16 protein-coding genes are annotated in these 16,239 nt (G+C 43.0%); 13 read left to right on the forward strand and 3 right to left on the reverse strand.

The annotated features are described in order from the left end of the window. The first annotated feature begins 5 nt into the window (after positions 1-5). From WG943_RS06605 to WG943_RS06635, 7 genes are all read left to right on the forward strand, one after another. The gene (locus tag WG943_RS06605) at positions 6-1,502 is read left to right on the forward strand and encodes a phytoene desaturase family protein (RefSeq protein ID WP_340407638.1); all 1,497 of its coding nucleotides are present in this window, start codon (positions 6-8) and stop codon (positions 1,500-1,502) included. Positions 1,503-1,525: 23 nt separating this feature from the next. Next, a complete protein-coding gene (locus WG943_RS06610; RefSeq protein WP_340407639.1) occupies positions 1,526-2,359 on the forward strand; it encodes a phytoene/squalene synthase family protein in 834 nt (277 codons plus the stop codon). After that, entirely contained in the window at positions 2,359-2,895 is a 537-nt protein-coding gene (locus WG943_RS06615) for a hypothetical protein (RefSeq protein WP_340407641.1), read from the forward strand. The genes WG943_RS06610 and WG943_RS06615 overlap by 1 nt, the downstream gene beginning before the upstream one ends. 78 nt (positions 2,896-2,973) lie before the next feature. Next, the gene (locus WG943_RS06620; RefSeq protein ID WP_340407642.1) at positions 2,974-3,672 is read left to right on the forward strand and encodes a lycopene cyclase domain-containing protein; all 699 of its coding nucleotides are present in this window, start codon (positions 2,974-2,976) and stop codon (positions 3,670-3,672) included. Positions 3,673-3,677: 5 nt separating this feature from the next. Then, positions 3,678-4,529, forward strand: a complete 852-nt coding sequence (locus WG943_RS06625) for a 4-hydroxy-3-methylbut-2-enyl diphosphate reductase (RefSeq protein ID WP_340407643.1) — start codon at positions 3,678-3,680, stop codon at positions 4,527-4,529. A gap of 27 nt (positions 4,530-4,556) precedes the next feature. Then, complete coding sequence (locus WG943_RS06630; protein WP_340407645.1) at positions 4,557-5,249, forward strand: fatty acid desaturase; 693 nt, start codon at positions 4,557-4,559, stop codon at positions 5,247-5,249. A 221-nt stretch (positions 5,250-5,470) separates the two neighbouring features. Next, the gene (locus WG943_RS06635; RefSeq protein ID WP_340407647.1) at positions 5,471-6,034 is read left to right on the forward strand and encodes a hypothetical protein; all 564 of its coding nucleotides are present in this window, start codon (positions 5,471-5,473) and stop codon (positions 6,032-6,034) included. Positions 6,035-6,112: 78 nt separating this feature from the next. Here the strand turns inward: WG943_RS06635 and WG943_RS06640 are convergent, their stop codons facing one another. The 3 genes from WG943_RS06640 to WG943_RS06650 all read right to left on the reverse strand — a co-directional run bounded on the left by WG943_RS06640 (position 6,113) and on the right by WG943_RS06650 (position 9,199). Further along, positions 6,113-6,463, reverse strand: coding sequence for a heavy-metal-associated domain-containing protein (locus WG943_RS06640; RefSeq protein WP_340407648.1), 351 nt, complete (start codon positions 6,461-6,463; stop codon positions 6,113-6,115). A 25-nt stretch (positions 6,464-6,488) separates the two neighbouring features. Next, the gene (locus WG943_RS06645) at positions 6,489-8,708 is read right to left on the reverse strand and encodes a TonB-dependent receptor (RefSeq protein ID WP_340407650.1); all 2,220 of its coding nucleotides are present in this window, start codon (positions 8,706-8,708) and stop codon (positions 6,489-6,491) included. Positions 8,709-8,794: 86 nt separating this feature from the next. Further along, positions 8,795-9,199 carry an HYC_CC_PP family protein gene (locus WG943_RS06650; RefSeq protein ID WP_340407651.1) on the reverse strand — a complete coding sequence of 135 codons (405 nt, stop codon included), beginning with the start codon at positions 9,197-9,199 and terminating at the stop codon, positions 8,795-8,797. A gap of 371 nt (positions 9,200-9,570) precedes the next feature. Between WG943_RS06650 and mraZ the strand changes: the two genes are divergently transcribed. Genes mraZ through mraY form a run of 6 tightly spaced genes read left to right on the forward strand, consistent with a single transcriptional unit; the run spans position 9,571 to position 16,237 of the window. Then, positions 9,571-10,038, forward strand: coding sequence for a division/cell wall cluster transcriptional repressor MraZ (mraZ, locus tag WG943_RS06655; RefSeq protein ID WP_187068606.1), 468 nt, complete (start codon positions 9,571-9,573; stop codon positions 10,036-10,038). Then, the gene (gene rsmH, locus WG943_RS06660; protein WP_340407653.1) at positions 10,038-10,940 is read left to right on the forward strand and encodes a 16S rRNA (cytosine(1402)-N(4))-methyltransferase RsmH; all 903 of its coding nucleotides are present in this window, start codon (positions 10,038-10,040) and stop codon (positions 10,938-10,940) included. The genes mraZ and rsmH overlap by 1 nt, the downstream gene beginning before the upstream one ends. A 54-nt stretch (positions 10,941-10,994) precedes the next feature. Next, positions 10,995-11,429 (forward strand): FtsL-like putative cell division protein, encoded by a 435-nt coding sequence (locus WG943_RS06665; protein ID WP_340407654.1) that lies wholly within the window; start codon positions 10,995-10,997, stop codon positions 11,427-11,429. Then, positions 11,419-13,518, forward strand: coding sequence for a penicillin-binding protein (locus tag WG943_RS06670; RefSeq protein WP_340407656.1), 2,100 nt, complete (start codon positions 11,419-11,421; stop codon positions 13,516-13,518). The genes WG943_RS06665 and WG943_RS06670 overlap by 11 nt, the downstream gene beginning before the upstream one ends. Then, a complete protein-coding gene (locus WG943_RS06675; protein ID WP_340407657.1) occupies positions 13,518-14,981 on the forward strand; it encodes a UDP-N-acetylmuramoyl-L-alanyl-D-glutamate--2,6-diaminopimelate ligase in 1,464 nt (487 codons plus the stop codon). Before WG943_RS06670 ends, WG943_RS06675 begins: the two co-directional genes overlap by 1 nt. A 35-nt stretch (positions 14,982-15,016) precedes the next feature. Next, a complete protein-coding gene (mraY, locus tag WG943_RS06680; protein ID WP_340407658.1) occupies positions 15,017-16,237 on the forward strand; it encodes a phospho-N-acetylmuramoyl-pentapeptide-transferase in 1,221 nt (406 codons plus the stop codon). Positions 16,238-16,239: the final 2 nt, after the last annotated feature.

Below are 16,239 nucleotides of genomic sequence, written 5' to 3' on the forward strand. Positions count from 1 at the left end.
ATTAGATGTCTGTAACTAAAGTAATAGTGATCGGTTCCGGATTTTCCGGCCTTTCTGCTGCCACCACCATGGCTGATATGGGCTATGAGGTAACGGTGCTGGAGAAAAATGATACCCCCGGTGGCAGGGCCAGAAGTTTTACCACCGATGGCTTTACTTTTGATATGGGGCCAAGCTGGTATTGGATGCCTGATGTTTTTGAGTCATACTTTAACAGGTTTGGCAAAAGCGCTGCAGACTATTACAACCTTAAGCGCCTGGACCCTTCTTACACAGTTATTTTCGGAGAAGAAGATTTTGTGGATATACCGGCTACCATGCCAGAAATGCACAAGCTTTTCGAAAGTATGGAAAAGGGCAGTGCTGAGCAATTAGACAAGTTTCTGGAGCAGGCGGCTTATAAGTATGAAGTAGGCATTAACCAACTGGTATACAAACCGGGCCGCTCGGTTACAGAGTTTATGAACCCACGCCTGCTCTTAGATGTGCTGCGGATGGATGTTTTCCAGTCTTTTTACAAGCACATCAGGCGTTACTTTAAAAACGAGCGCATACTTAAACTGATGGAGTTTCCGGTTCTTTTTCTGGGAGCCCTTCCGCAGAATACCCCCGCGCTTTACAGCCTCATGAATTATGCTGATATTAAGTTAGGTACTTGGTACCCAATGGGAGGTATGCATAAAATTGTGGAGGGAATGGTGCAGTTGGCAGTAGAGAAAGGTGTAAAGTTTGAATTTGGGCAGGATGTGCAGCAAATAGAAGTAGTTAATGGCAAAGCAACCCATGTAGTAACTGTTTCCGGTGTTTTTGATGCTGATGTGGTGGTAGCGAGTGCAGATTATCACCATGTGGAGCAGCAACTGCTTCCAAAGCCTTATAGAAGCTACTCCGACAGCTACTGGAATAGCCGTGTAATGGCACCGTCCGCATTGTTATTTTACCTGGGCATAAACAAGCGTTTGCAGAACCTGCAGCACCACAACTTGTTTTTTGACGAAGATTTCGGCCCGCATGCCCATGAAATATACACAGACCCGAAATGGCCGGAAAAGCCTTTGTTCTATGTGTCAGCTCCATCTGTAACAGATGCTTCTGTAGCGCCGGATGGCTGCGAAAACCTGTTCGTGCTGGTACCTGTTGCTCCTGGCCTACAGGATACGCCTGAGATACGGGAGCTATACTTTAATAAAGTAATGGACAGGTTAGAAAATCTGACGAAGCAAAAAATTCGTAATGCTATAGTATACAAGCGCAGTTATGCGCATACTGATTTTATTTCGGATTATAATGCTTTTAAAGGCAATGCCTACGGTTTGGCAAACACGTTAATGCAAACCGCTCTACTAAAACCTAGCCTAAAAAGCCGGAAAGTACACAATTTATACTATACAGGCCAGCTTACAGTACCCGGACCTGGCGTGCCGCCATCTTTGATATCTGGGCAGGTGGTTGCAAAAGAGATCGCTAAAGAATACGCAGCACCAGTTGCGGTAAAAGTATAAATACCCAAACCAAATCAAGGCTTATGGATTTATTCAGAGAAACCTGTTTACAATGTAGTAAAATAGTTACTGAAGCTTACAGCACGTCATTCACGTTGGGTATCAAAACCCTGGATAAAAAATTCCATCTGCCTATCTACGCTATTTATGGCTTTGTACGTTGCGCCGACGAGATTGTAGACACCTTTCATGAGTACGATAAACGTAAGCTGCTGAAGGATTTCAAGAAACAGACTTTTAAAGCAATTGACGAAGGTATTAGCCTGAACCCCGTGCTGCATGCTTTTCAGTGTGTGGTAAACGAGTACGGTATAAACAGAGAATACATCGAAGCTTTCCTGAAAAGTATGGAAATGGACTTGGATGATCATGCCTACGACAGGTCGCTTTACGAAGAATACATTTATGGTTCTGCTGAAGTAGTGGGGCTTATGTGTCTGAAAGTATTTTGTGAGGGAGATGAGGAGCAGTTTAATAAGCTGGAGAAACCTGCCAGAAGTTTGGGGGCTGCATTTCAAAAAGTAAACTTCCTGCGGGATATGCGCAGCGACCATGATGAACGTGGCAGAGTTTACTTCCCGAAGGTAGATTACAAAAGCTTTAGTAATAAATGTAAGGCAGAGATAGAAGCGGACATACTAAAGGATTTTGAGGATGCTTATGCAGGAATAATGGCTTTACCGAAGTCTGCCCGGATGGGAGTTTACCTTGCTTATGTGTATTATCTCAAGCTTTTCCGGAAGATACAGAACCTGCCGGCAACCCATATACTGAAAGAACGCGTAAGAGTACCTGACAACACCAAGCTAGCATTATTGCTTGGCTCATATCTAAAGTACAGACTTAACGCTATTTAATGATTAACCTTTTATTTTTTTTACTGCTGGGCCTTGTTATAGAAGTTTCTCCGGCAGACAATACCCGAATTTATAATTTATCAACCCTGAGGCAAGAGTACCTGAAAGCAAGTAAGGATGAGGCCGCTGCAAAGCGGTTTCACAAGAAAATGGCCGCTTACGAAGAGAAGCATCCTGTGAGACTGGCTTATAGAGGTGCTTCAGAAGCTGTAATGGCTAAATATGCATGGAACCCCTATAGCAAACTGAAGCACGTAAAAACTGCTGCGGGTATTTTTGAGGAGGCAGTCGGCATGGATGAGACTAACCCTGAAATACGGTTCCTGCGGTTTACGGTAGAGCATTACATACCGCGTTACTTAAACCTGAGCGGTAATCTTGAAGCTGATAAAGCGGCGATTATTGAAGGACTTAAGAAGCATCCGAAGTCTGGTATGCCAACAGAGATGGCCAAAACCATACAAAGTTTTATGCTCACAAAAGATCATTGTACCGAAGCTGAAAAACAAGTAATCAAAAGTATAGTTATCAACTAATTGTGATAATAGGTAAATAGCGTATCGGGCACTGCTCTGCAGTTTCCGACGCCACTTGCTACTCTTAAACTAATTGAAATGTACATCTACCTGTACTTAAACATTTTTACCATACTTTTTCCGCTGTTGCTGTCTTTTGATAAAAAGGTGGCTTTTTACAGGGGGTGGCGTGCACTTTGGCCTGCCATTGCTATAAATGCAATATTCTTCATAGTATGGGATGCTATATTTACTGAACAGGGTGTATGGGGATTTAACGAAGAGTATCTTACAGGTTTATACCTATTTAACCTGCCTATAGAAGAGGTTCTATTCTTTATTACTGTGCCCTATGCCTGCGTTTTTATTTATGATGTGCTGAATGCCTATATACCAAAGGATTTTCTGCAGCCTTACGCTAAAACGATTGGTTTCTTATTGATTGTTGTACTACCAATAATAGCGATTTTCAACATCGGTAGAGTTTATACTTCTATTACGTTTGTATTGCTCTCGCTGGCACTGCTGCTGCACTTAAAGTTTTTTGATACCCGCTACCTGGGCCGCTTATTTATGGCTTACCTGGTCCACTTGGTGCCGTTTTTATTAGTAAATGGTGTACTTACCTACCTGCCTATCGTGTGGTATAACAACAACTATAATCTTGGCATCAGGATAGTATCCATTCCTGTAGAGGACACGATGTATTCTATGCTGATGCTGCTCGTTACGATTTCTATTTATGAAGGTATCAAGCAGCGGAAGAGAATAAAACAATTTCAACCTTCAGTTGTATAAAGAGTATGAACGCTCTGCAAGTAACCATCGATTCAAATTCTGGCTTCTGCTTTGGGGTAGTATATGCCATACAAATGGCAGAAGACCTGCTAGATGAACAAGGATACTTGTATTGCTTGGGTGATATTGTCCATAACGATGTAGAGGTAGAGCGCCTTCAGAAGCGCGGGCTCCGTATAATTGATCACGATCAGTTGCGCCAGCTAAACAATGAGGCCGTATTGATAAGAGCTCACGGTGAGCCTCCTGAGACTTACCAGATAGCATTAAATAATAACCTTACTCTTGTAGATGCATCTTGCCCGGTGGTGCTTAAATTGCAGAATCGTATTAAAACGTCATACGATAAGCAAGAGCCCATCTTTATTTATGGTAAGCATGGCCATGCAGAGGTGCTAGGTTTATTGGGGCAAACGAATAACAATGCAGTTGTATTTGAAAACGTAGATGAACTGTTGCAACACCAGCTTCCGCCAAAAATCACGTTATACAGCCAAACTACCAAAAGCACTAATAGCTTTTATAATATAAAACATAAGCTGGAGCAAAGCGGCTACGAAGTTAATGCCAACGATACTATTTGCAGGCAGGTATCTAATCGGGATAAAGAGCTTCGGCTTTTTGCAGCAAAGTATGATAAAGTAATCTTTGTTTCGGGTACTAAGTCATCTAATGGTAAGGTTTTGTACCAGGTTTGCAAGGATACTAACTTTTATACTTACTTTGTTTCTAAGGTAGATGAACTGCAGCCAAATTGGTTTAAAGCTGGCGATACCGTAGGTATTTGTGGTGCAACTTCAACTCCGATGTGGTTGATGGAGGAAGTAAAAGAAGCTCTGCTACACATGGAAGTATAATTTCAGCTTATCAAGTTAAACGGTAAAATGGCAATAACAAGGCAGAACGATTGGAGGGGTGTGGCCATTGCAGCGGTTATTTTAGTGTGCTGGGCTGTACTTTTAGTTTATCTCCTTACTGCTTTTGAGGTAAATTATACTTCGCCGCTTACCTACATTTTCATTTTTTTACAAACACACCTTTATACCGGATTATTTATTACTGCTCATGATGCTATGCACGGAGTTGCGGCTCCCGGTAAGCCAAAGCTCAACAGAGCTATTGGAAGTATAACAGCCTTTCTGTTTGCGTATAACTGGTATCCGCGCCTTTTGCCAAAGCACCACCAGCATCACCGCCACGTAGCCACCGACCAAGACCCGGATTACCATCATGGTTCTTTCTGGCCCTGGTACTTTAGCTTTCTCAAAAATTATATTACCTGGTGGCAAATACTGCTGATGGCCGTTACTTACAATGTGCTGCAGCTGTTCTTTCCGTTAGATAATGTAATTCTTTTCTGGATGGTGCCGGCTATACTAGCTACGTTTCAGCTTTTTTATTTTGGTACTTACCTGCCGCACAAAGGAGAACACTCTGAGGATAATCTGCACAAATCCACTACCCAGGATAAGAATCATTTATGGGCTTTTATTAGCTGTTACTTTTTTGGCTATCACTACGAGCATCACGATAAACCCTACTTGCCTTGGTGGCAGTTGTATAAAGCGAAAAGTTAGTGGCGTATTATAATAATACTATTTTTGTAATTTAGTGTTTGTTTGCAATTGGCTAGTATATAGCGTTTTATATATTTAACTATATAGCTTAAAAAATATTTGTTGTTAATTACGAAACATTTTTAAACGTTAGAAGTAAGAATCAGCTATAAGCGGAATGTCATTTTGTGCGCAAGACATGCGCACAAAACAGCACTACTTCACCCTTTTAGCAACCCTCTATGAAACCATCGTTACGTTTCTTTTATATAATCCCCATTGTTTTTCTGCTTTCTTTGTCTTCGGCTCAGGCCGGGAAAGACCCAAGTGCGCTTAAGGCAGGGGTTAGCTACATTTGGCTGTCGGAGTATGATAGCCAAGGGCTGATGTTTAGCAACAGTTTCAGCCACCATTTAAGTGACCGTTTTGCAGTTAGCTTAAACTTAGGCCTTGCTACCGGATCTCGATATGATGATGTGAAGGAGATCTATTCGATCAAGAATACTTTTTATATGGCAAACCTGGAGGCTAGCTTTGATTTGATTAACAACCAGGCAATGGCATTCAGGATTGGAGGTGGGTTAGGAGGTAGACATCGTGCCGAGATTAACTCAAATGCTGAAGACGGTACAGTAGATGGATCTGTAAAGCACATTAAAACCTCCGATATTGGCTATAATGGTTTTATTGAGAATGATTTCAATATCCTGCGTAATGGTGTGGCCGGCGGCAGAGTTGGTTACTACTATTATACAAGTGGTACTCCAGTATTTTCGATAGGCCTGCACGTTGGCTTTAAATTTTAGATAAAAGATTTTAAACAAAAAGGGGAACCAATAGCTGGTTCCCCTTTTTGTTTAAACAGAAATGTTTAGGGAGTTATGTTAATGTGCGCCAGCTTCTTTCTTGCAGCAATCATCCAGGCGTTTATAAGCACGCTCCGAAGCAGGCTTATTGTCAGCATCATAACCGGATTCGTTAACTGCTTTGCGCAAATTATCAGCGTTAGTCTTACGGCTGTCGAACACCACTGTCAAAATTTTAGAATCTACATCAAGCGACGATTTTTTTACGCCTTTCTCGTAGGCCATTGCTTTTTCCAGCGTTGTCTTACACATGTCGCAAACTGCAGAAGTTTTAATTTTAACCGTCTGTTCGTTTTTGTTTTGTGCATTTGCTCCAAAGCTTATCAGCGTAAGCGTTAGAATAACTAAAAGTGATTTAAGCATCTTCATTTTATAGTTGTAATATGATTTTAAGTTAATCAAGTTTAAATCGTAATCCGGCATAAATTACCCTACCGGTTACCGGGCCCCATACCATACTAGCATCAAAATTTGAACCAAAAGGCTCATCAGCTCCCGTAATAGGGTTCGGTTGCCTATAGTTTAGCAGGTTTTCACCACCTATGTATACTTCCCAGCGTTTAAAGGCCCTGCTTATCTGTGCATTTAAAGTATAAAACTCATCCGACTCGCTCATGTTTGCTGCTGTGCTGCTTTGTTCCATTGTGGCTAGAGGCATCAAACCAAAATACTGTCCCGTCAGGTCGGCTCGCCATTTATCAAATGGAGTTGCAAAGCCAAGGTTTACAAAGAACCGGTGCTGCGGAATCATCGGCTTTTGAATCAACTGGTTGTTGTAAGTAGTTTTTACATCAAAAAACTTATAAGCAGCCTTGACATCAAGTCCTTTTAGTACTTCATACTGTGCTTCCGCCTGAAAACTTTTGGAATAGGAGCGGCCTTGCAGATTGTAGAATATAGCTTCCCCAGGATTAGTATACATATCTAACACCACCTGATTTGTAAAGGTAGTGTAGTAGTAATCCGTTACAAAGGTGCCGGGCCTGCCGCCTAATTCGAAGTACTGTGTAAACGAGCCTCCCAAATTCCAGGCCTGCTCCGGCAGTAGCTCTTCTGTTGTTCTAATGCCCCTGGAGCTTACAAGTATAGCAGAGTTTTCTGCTATTGGGTTGGCAACCCTGAAGCCCTTGCCCGCTGCTATCCTGAATATGGTGTTAGGAGTAGCATCGAACTTTACGTTTAGCCTTGGAGTAAAAACCGTTCCATAAAGGTTATGGTAATCTACCCTAGAGCCAGCAACCACAGTCAGGTTTTTAGTGTTGGTGTAGATGTATTCCACAAAAGCGCCAGGTACGTGTTCTGTGCGATCAAAGGTGCTATCTGTTAAAGTCTCATTATAGTTATCGTAGTTATAGCTTAAACCTGCTTTATATGTATGGCCGGTATGCCCAAGTATAGATTGGAAGATCAGCCTGGCGGAGCCGCTATTCTGCTCTCCATTATAATCGCGCAAGCCGTAGCTGGAGTTAAATTTATGATGCGCCACTGATGTGATCATACCTATACTTTGGTAAGGCTTACCCGGAAAAGTATAAGATGATTTATTATAAGCCATTAATCTGTCTGTTTCGGAGTTCGTGCCGTAGTATGGCTGCTGCTCCTGTGGTACATCTTCGTTGTACTTTAGCTGGCCGCCTATTTTTGTTTCGCGCAGGGCATTTATTCCAAACTCTGATACAACATCTTTGTGGCTATATTTCCATTTGTTAAATACATTGTACTGCGTGCCCAGCGGCAGGTCCATAAAACCGTCTTTGTTACGATCTACGCGGTTACCCAAGTGGTTAGAGTGCATCATCAATATAGTATTCCACTTATCGCCAATTGAGGTAGCCAGATTCAAATTTGCATCGAACTTGGCTAAGCTGTTGCCATAGAGGTTAAAGTATAAGCGCTCGGCCTTTTCCGGGTCTTTCAGTATCACGTTTACCTGTCCCGAAATAGATTCATAGCCATTTAATACAGATCCAGTCCCCTTTATAATATCGATGGATTCTATGTATGTGCCGGAGAGATAGTTAAGCCTGTAAGGAGTGGCCAGGCCACGTAAAGCAGGTATATTATCAGTAGTCAGTAAAGTATAAGAGCCATCCAGGCCGAGCATTTGTATCTGCTTTGCGCCGGAAACGGCATCTGTAGTGGATACCTCTACCGATGCATTTGTCTCAAAGCTCTCTGCCAGGTTACAGCAAGCAGACTTTTCAAGGTCTCTGGTTGTGATAACCTGTGAGTTGGCAGGGGTGAGGGAGGAGTAGCGTGCCTGCTGCCCTTCCACCACTACTTCTTGTAGTTTGCTGGTAGGAGTGAGAGAGATTGTTATGTTGCTCTTGCCATTTACATTAATTGTATCAGGCTTATAACCAATGTAGCTTACTATTACTTCGGGTGTAAGTGCGTCTGCCGTGGAAAGTGCAAAATTACCTAGCACATCGGTAGAGGTGCCTATAGTTGTGCCTTTCCAAACCACATTGGCGCCAATAAGCGGTATACTCGTATTGGTTTGGTCTACTACTCTACCGGTTAACTGTTGCGCAGCACCCGGAAGTATGGCTGCAAAGTATAGTATAAATATGCTTGCTAATAGTCTGTTTTGCCCTTTAAGCTTAAATGCCATTGCTGTTATTGTCTAAGTAATCATCAAAATACAAATAGGTAATATCACACCCCTCTTGCAGGTGCGCTTCTTGTACTTTAAGATAATTAGACTATTAGAGTGTGTAGTTGGTGGAGCAGCTTACGGCCGTAAACAGGCGGAGAACTGTCGGAATAAGTGTAGATGCGCTCTTCAGAAGCTTTAAAAATAGCTTGCCTCAGAACAAAAGGCTGAATGTGGTGCGGTAAGTATACTGGCAGCTGTAAACTAAAGACTTTGTTCGATGAGACCGGTTCCAGTTTCTCATACAATACCTTTACAGCACAACACGAATCAGTGTCCTTTTCTGGGGCTGTTTCTTTTTTGCAGCAGTCATCAGTTTCCTCCGCAAGAGCAGATGTTTTTATACCTGCCATCAAGCATATCTGTTCGCTAAAAGCAACACCAACCGAGCCTGTTAAAATGCACAGGGTAAGGAGCGTTAAGATACTAAGGCGAATTATACTTTTCACGTTACAAATTTAAGCAATTTGCTCCACTTTCTTCCACTTTTCCATAAAAACGGTTTTTGTCTGCCACTTCGCACCACTTTTCTGTGGAAAATGCTAAAAGTATATAGTATTAACTATGTTTAAAGTTAAGTTATTGATATGCAATATGTTAATATATGGTAGGGTCGTATTTTAATCAAAAAGCATATGCAGCGCAAAAAAACTTATACCCAATATATAGCGTTTTTAGTGTGGATAATGTGGATAAGTGGTGTGGATTACCATAATTTATCCACAAAGTGGTAAAAAGTGGTAGATTGTGGTTGCTGTGTTTACCCGAATCGCTACATTTGTAATGTCCGAGAACTATACGGACCAAACTGTTATTGTCTATGAACTTCCTGTCTGGCGAATATGAATGCAAGATTGACCCGAAGGGAAGGTTGGTTTTACCTGCAAAGATAAAATCCAACCTGCCGGAGGCATCGGGCAATCATGTGGTGCTGATGAGAGGATTTGAGCCTTGCCTGGTGCTGTATCCAAAAGCAGAGTGGAAGGTGATTTATGACAAAGTAGCAGGCTTAAATGAGTTTAACGAAGAATACCGTCACTTTCAGCGTAACTTTTTCCGTGGCAACACAGAGATAGAGCTGGACGGTGCAGGCCGTTTTATTGTGCCAAAAACTATGGCGCGTTTTGCTGAGTTGGAAAAAGAGGCTGTTGTAGTAGGATTGGGCAACCGTGTAGAAATCTGGAACCCTGATAAGTATGAAGAATTCCTGATAAAGGATCAGCAGAATTTCTCGCAGCTGGCGCAAAAGTTTTTAGGAGATAAACCGGCAGAAGAGCCTTTGATTTAATGGAGTACCATCGTCCTGTATTGTTTCATGAGTCTGTAGATGCCTTGGCTATTAAGCCGGATGGCGTGTATGTTGACGTAACCTTTGGCGGCGGTGGACATTCCTCGCTTATTGTTAGTAGGCTTACAACCGGTAAGCTATTTAGTTTTGACCAGGACCGTGATGCAGAGGAGCAGTCGAAGAAGATTGATAGTCCGGCATTTCAGTTTGTGCGTGCCAACTTCAGAGATCTCAAAAAGTACCTGAGGCTTTACGGCGCAAAGCAGGTGGATGGTATTTTGGCCGATCTTGGGGTGTCGTCGCATCAGTTTAATGTACCGGAGCGCGGTTTCTCAACCAGGTTTGAAGGGCCGCTGGATATGCGCATGAACGCAGAAGCAGGCACTACCGCTGAAGAGATTCTGCAGACTTACTCTGAAGAACAGTTGCATAGGATCTTCGGCATCTATGGTGAGGTGAAAAACGCTAAAACGCTTGCCCGCACGATTGTGGAGAAAAGAGCACGAAAGTCTTTCGAAACAATCGGTGAATTTAAACAGGCGATTAGTTCCTGTACGCCGAAGGGGAAAGAGAACAAGTACTTGGCCCAGGTTTTTCAAGCACTCCGGATCGAGGTGAACGACGAGATGAAGGCGCTGGAGGAGATGCTGGAGCAGGCTGCAGAAGTGCTGAAGCCAGGTGGTAGGTTGGTAGTTATCTCTTATCACTCGCTGGAAGACAGGCTGGTAAAGAACTTTATAGCCAAGGGTAAATTCTTCGGAGAGGTAGAGAAGGATTTGTACGGAAACGAAATAAAGCCGCTTGAGGCAGTGAACCGGAAACCCATTGTGCCATCAGAGCAGGAACTGCTCGAAAACAGCCGCTCCAGAAGCGCTAAACTCAGAATAGCAGAGAAAAAATAACAACATGATTAAATAAACAGGCTAGTACATAGCTCCAAAATTATTACAGTAACTATGGCTTCAAATGTTCTGATCAAACAAACAAACCCGCCGAAGAATAACTCGGTGCGCGTGAAGCCAGAGGTGGAGCAGCCTAAAAAGCCTAAGAAAGGTACAGGCTTCAGTCTGTTTAAACTTCTCGACAAGTATGCTAATGTAGATGCTTTATTTGAAGAAGGAGTTCCGCTTAAATATCTGCCTTACATTCTTTTTACTACTCTTATTACGCTTTTCTACATCGGCAACACGCATTTTGCTGAAAAAACGATTCGCAGGATCGACAAAGTTAAAGTAGAAACAGAAGACCTTCGGGCAGATTATACTACGCTTAAGTCTGATTACATGGAAGCCAGCAAGCAGTCTGAGGTTGCCCGCAACGTAGAGCCGCTTGGTCTGATAGAAAGTTCGTCGCCACCTTATCAAGTGATTGTGCCTGCCGATGAATATTAAGAAGTCCATAGTAGTAAGGGTTCGGGTAGTTTTCCTGCTTATCTGCCTGTTTGCGTGCGCTATTGTATACAAGATCGTGCGCATTCAGTTTATGGAGGGTGAGCGATGGAAAAAGATATCTAAAGAGCGCCGTATTCGTTACCAGCCGGTATTTGCTACACGTGGCAACATTTACTCTGATAACGGAAGTATAATGGCTACATCGCTGCCGTTTTACCGTGTGGCTTTTGACCCAACAGTGGCAGATGCGGCAACATTTAATGCTGGTATAGATTCATTGTCTATGCTGCTAGCTCGATTTTATAAAGATAGGTCGGAGGATTACTACCGTCGCAAAGTTAAGAACGCGCGCCACGATGGCAGAAGGTATGTACGCCTGAATAGCCGCCAGATTAATTACCAAGACAAGAAGATGATGGCTAAATGGCCCATTTTTAGAGAGGGTAAAAACAAAGGTGGGGTCATTTTCGAGAAAGTTGAAAAAAGATTTAAGCCATTTGGTATGCTAGCTGAGCGTACGATAGGTTTTATTAATGAAGATAAGAACGGAGCGGGTCTTGAGTTTAGCTTTAACCAACACTTAGCCGGTACAGACGGTGAGGCGCTTTTTGAGCGCATTGCAGGTGGTAACAAGCCTATTTACGATGGTACAGAAGTAGAGCCGCAGAATGGTTACGATATTAAAACTACCATCGACATTAACCTGCAGGATGTAGCAGAAAACGCGCTGTACAAAGCATTGGAAAAAACCGACGCCGAGTATGGTTGTGTTATCATGATGGAGGTGAAAACCGGAGAAATCAAAGCAATTGCTAATCTAGGTAAAACAAAAGGCGGTTACATAGAGGACTATAATTATGCTGTTGGTAATCAAGGTCGTACAGAACCGGGCTCTACATTTAAACTTGCCTCAATGATGGCGCTCTTTGAGCATATGCCTGATGTGAGATTAAGTGATTCAGTGGATACAGGAGAGGGGCGTTACCGCATCAAGAACACCATCATGACAGATGCCAAGAATGGCGGTTACGGAATGCTGTCGGTGCAGGAAGTGTTTGAGAAATCATCAAACATTGGCGTCGCAAAGCTGATGGAGCAACACTTTAGCAGTAACCCGCAGGCTTATATAAATTATCTCAACAAGTTTGGCCTGAACAGTACGCTAGGGTTCCAGATGGACGGGGAGGCAAGGCCTTATATGAAAAGCCCACAGGACAGAACCTGGTATGGTACCACACTTACTTCTATGGCTATTGGCTATGAAATGAAGCTGTCGCCGCTACAGACGCTGGCCTTTTATAATGCAGTTGCAAACAATGGCGTAAAGATTCAGCCAATTATTGTGAAGGAGATCAGCAAGACAAACACAGTTATTCAATCTTTCAAGACACGTGTGCTGAATGAAAAAATCGCCTCAGATGAAACACTAAGAAAGCTGCGCACAATGCTGGAAGGAGTGGTAGAAAATGGAACAGCTAAAAACATCCTGAGCAAAGATTACAAAGTAGCTGGTAAAACAGGTACTGCCCGTAAAGTAAAGAACGGGCGCTATGTAATGGAGTATTCTACTTCGTTTGCGGGATACTTTCCGGCAGATAACCCGAAGTATAGCTGCATTGTGATTATTGATAGCCCGAAGGGTGTAAATGTATACGGGGGTGATGTGGCTGCGCCAGTGTTTAAAGAACTAGCAGATAAAGCATATGCAAGAGATTTAGCCATGCATAAGTCGCTGAAAGCTCGTGTTGTTCCGAATAAGGATAGCATGCCTCTCGTGGAGGCTGGTAGTTTAGAAGATTTAACTTATATCTGTAACAAGATCGGAATCAGTCACCATCCGAATATTACAGATGAAGAGTGGGTTAGGGTAGAACCAAAAATGCGATCTCTGGATTTTAAACCGAATCCAGTTGAGTTAAACAAAGTGCCGGATGTAGAAGGGATGACTTTACGCGATGCGCTTTACATACTTGGCAATCAGCACCTGAATGTAAAAGTGCTTGGTGCAGGTAAGCGGGTAAAGCAGCAGTCGTTGGAGCCAGGTACAGCAATTACAAAAAATACAAGAATTACGATTGTTTTGAGCTAATGCAGTTACTGCAGAACATATTAAAAGACATTAGAACTCTGGAGGTAAAAGGTCAGGTGGATGTATCCATTGAGGCAATTACCTTCGATTCGAGGCAGGTGCGCCCAGGTGTGGCTTTTGTGGCAATACGCGGTGTGCAGGCCGATGGGCATGATTTTATTTCGAAAGCAGAGGAAGCCAATGCAACTGCGATTGTTTGTGAGAAGCTTCCTGCTGAACTAAAGGAAAGTATAACCTATGTAGTGGTAGAAGATTCGGGGAATGCTTTGGGTAAAATGGCATCTGCTTTCTATGGTCATCCATCAAAAAGACTGAAGTTGGTAGGGGTAACTGGTACAAATGGCAAAACAAGTACAGTTACGCTATTGCATAAGCTTTTTAGGGAATTGGGCTACCATGTGGGCATGCTTTCTACCGTACAGAATCAGATAGATGAGGAGGTTATACCTTCTACCCATACTACACCAGATGCCGTTAAGCTGAACGAGCTACTGGCGCAGATGGTAAAGGCAGGCTGTTCTTACTGTTTTATGGAAGTAAGTTCTCATGCCATGGTGCAGAAACGTGTGGCTGGTCTGCAGTTTGCAGGCGGTGTATTTACCAACATCACCCACGATCACCTGGACTACCACCAAACGTTCGACGAGTATATTAAAGCCAAGAAATCGTTTTTTGATATTTTACCAAAAGGCGGCTTTGCGCTGGTTAATACAGACGATAAGCGCGGTTCGGTAATGGTGCAGAATACAAAAGCTGATATCCATGAGTTCTCGTTACGTAAGGCAACAGAGTTTAAAGCGCGCATTATTGATAACACGATTCAGGGTTTGCACTTGGATGTGGATGGGCATGAGATCTGGTGTAAACTAATCGGCTCGTTTAATGCCTACAATTTTTTAGGTGTTTATGCGGCTGCAGTTTTGCTTGACGAAGATCCGATTGAGGTATTAACTATACTTTCAAACCTTAATACAGCGGTCGGCCGTTTCGATTATATTGTTTCAGACTCGCAGGTAACTGGTATAGTAGATTATGCGCACACACCAGATGCATTAGAAAATGTACTGAACACGATACAGCAGATCCGCACGCCGTTGCAAAAAGTTATAACTGTAGTTGGATGTGGAGGTAACCGCGATGCAGGCAAGCGTCCTTTAATGGCAGATATTGCCTGCCGCCTCAGCGATAAGGTTATTCTTACTTCTGATAACCCGCGTTTTGAAGAGCCGCAGGCGATACTGGAGGATATGCAGAAGGGAGTGAAGCCGCTTGATTTTAAAAAGACACTATCGGTGCTGGACAGGAGAGAAGCCATTAAAACAGCTTGTATGCTAGCAGAACCAAACGATATCATACTTGTAGCCGGCAAGGGCCACGAGACATACCAGGAAATAAAAGGTGTGAAAACTGACTTTGATGATAAGCAGGTTTTGCGTGAAATGTTTCAGCAACTGGGTAAATAAAATTAGAAAGCTAAAGGTAACAGAAGTATAAGTTAATGTTATATCACCTTTTTACATACCTCGACCGTGAATTTGATTTTATTGGGGCAGGTGTGTTTCAATATATTTCATTCAGGGCAGGTATGGCTACCCTTGTATCGCTGTTAATAGCGATGCTTTTTGGAGGAAAGCTGATTAATGTGCTGCAGCGCAAGCAGGTAGGCGAGAGTATTCGCGACCTAGGGTTAGAAGGCCAGTTGGAGAAAAAAGGAACGCCTACAATGGGTGGTCTCATCATTATCCTGGCCATACTGGTGCCAACATTGCTTTTTGCCAGATTAGATAACATTTATATAATCCTTATGCTGGTTTCTACCGTATGGTTGGGCTTAATCGGTTTCCTGGATGATTACATTAAGGTTTTTAAAAAGAACAAAGAAGGGCTGGCCGGGCGCTTTAAAATTCTAGGACAGATAGGTTTGGGTCTTATTGTGGGTCTTACGTTATACTTTAACGATGATGTGGTTGTGCGACAGTACATCTTCTCAGATGGCAGCACCTCGGCTGTAAATGCCACTAAGCACTATACCGATGTGCACAGCATGATCACAACCATACCTTTCCGCAAAAACAACGAGCTTGATTACTGCAATCTGTTCTCTTTTGCGGGGCCACTGTTCCAGGACTGGTCTTGTTACCTGTACATCCCGTTCGTAATCCTGGTTATTACGGCGGTATCCAACGGTGCTAACATTACAGACGGTATCGACGGGCTGGCGGCTGGTACTTCAGCGATTATCGGATTAACACTGGCCATTTTTGCCTGGATTTCTGGTAATACTATTTTTGCCGATTACCTGGACATCATGTTTATTCCAAACTCTGGTGAGTTAACGATTTTCTGCCTTGCCTTTGTAGGAGCTTGCGTTGGCTTCCTGTGGTACAACACGTATCCGGCCCAAGTGTTTATGGGCGATACAGGCAGCTTGGCCATTGGTGGCATTATTGCCGTTCTGGCGCTGATTGTAAGAAAAGAGCTTTTGATTCCGATACTGTGCGGCATCTTCCTGATAGAGAACCTGTCTGTGATGCTGCAGGTAAGTTACTTTAAGTATACAAAGAAGAAGTATGGCGAGGGGCGCCGCATTTTTAAGATGTCGCCGCTGCACCACCACTACCAGAAACTAGGTTACCACGAGTCTAAGATTGTAGGTCGTTTCTGGATTGTAGGTATCATGTTAGCCATTTTGACACTGGCTACACTTAAACTTCGCTAAGA

Origin of the sequence: Pontibacter sp. H249 (genome assembly GCF_037892465.1) — a bacterium.
Taxonomy (GTDB): Bacteria; Bacteroidota; Bacteroidia; order Cytophagales; family Hymenobacteraceae; genus Pontibacter.

What these genes read in the sequence shown, in the direction of transcription:
- WG943_RS06605 (WP_340407638.1), top strand. Translation starts at nt 6, where the DNA reads ATGTCTGTAACTAAAGTAATAGTGATCGGTTCCGGATTTTCCGGCCTT.
- WG943_RS06610 (WP_340407639.1), top strand. Translation starts at nt 1,526, where the DNA reads ATGGATTTATTCAGAGAAACCTGTTTACAATGTAGTAAAATAGTTACT.
- WG943_RS06615 (WP_340407641.1), top strand. Translation starts at nt 2,359, where the DNA reads ATGATTAACCTTTTATTTTTTTTACTGCTGGGCCTTGTTATAGAAGTT.
- WG943_RS06620 (WP_340407642.1), top strand. Translation starts at nt 2,974, where the DNA reads ATGTACATCTACCTGTACTTAAACATTTTTACCATACTTTTTCCGCTG.
- WG943_RS06625 (WP_340407643.1), top strand. Translation starts at nt 3,678, where the DNA reads ATGAACGCTCTGCAAGTAACCATCGATTCAAATTCTGGCTTCTGCTTT.
- WG943_RS06630 (WP_340407645.1), top strand. Translation starts at nt 4,557, where the DNA reads ATGGCAATAACAAGGCAGAACGATTGGAGGGGTGTGGCCATTGCAGCG.
- WG943_RS06635 (WP_340407647.1), top strand. Translation starts at nt 5,471, where the DNA reads ATGAAACCATCGTTACGTTTCTTTTATATAATCCCCATTGTTTTTCTG.
- WG943_RS06640 (WP_340407648.1), bottom strand. Translation starts at nt 6,463, where the DNA reads ATGAAGATGCTTAAATCACTTTTAGTTATTCTAACGCTTACGCTGATA.
- WG943_RS06645 (WP_340407650.1), bottom strand. Translation starts at nt 8,708, where the DNA reads ATGGCATTTAAGCTTAAAGGGCAAAACAGACTATTAGCAAGCATATTT.
- mraZ (WP_187068606.1), top strand. Translation starts at nt 9,571, where the DNA reads ATGAACTTCCTGTCTGGCGAATATGAATGCAAGATTGACCCGAAGGGA.
- rsmH (WP_340407653.1), top strand. Translation starts at nt 10,038, where the DNA reads ATGGAGTACCATCGTCCTGTATTGTTTCATGAGTCTGTAGATGCCTTG.
- WG943_RS06665 (WP_340407654.1), top strand. Translation starts at nt 10,995, where the DNA reads ATGGCTTCAAATGTTCTGATCAAACAAACAAACCCGCCGAAGAATAAC.
- WG943_RS06670 (WP_340407656.1), top strand. Translation starts at nt 11,419, where the DNA reads ATGAATATTAAGAAGTCCATAGTAGTAAGGGTTCGGGTAGTTTTCCTG.
- WG943_RS06675 (WP_340407657.1), top strand. Translation starts at nt 13,518, where the DNA reads ATGCAGTTACTGCAGAACATATTAAAAGACATTAGAACTCTGGAGGTA.
- mraY (WP_340407658.1), top strand. Translation starts at nt 15,017, where the DNA reads ATGTTATATCACCTTTTTACATACCTCGACCGTGAATTTGATTTTATT.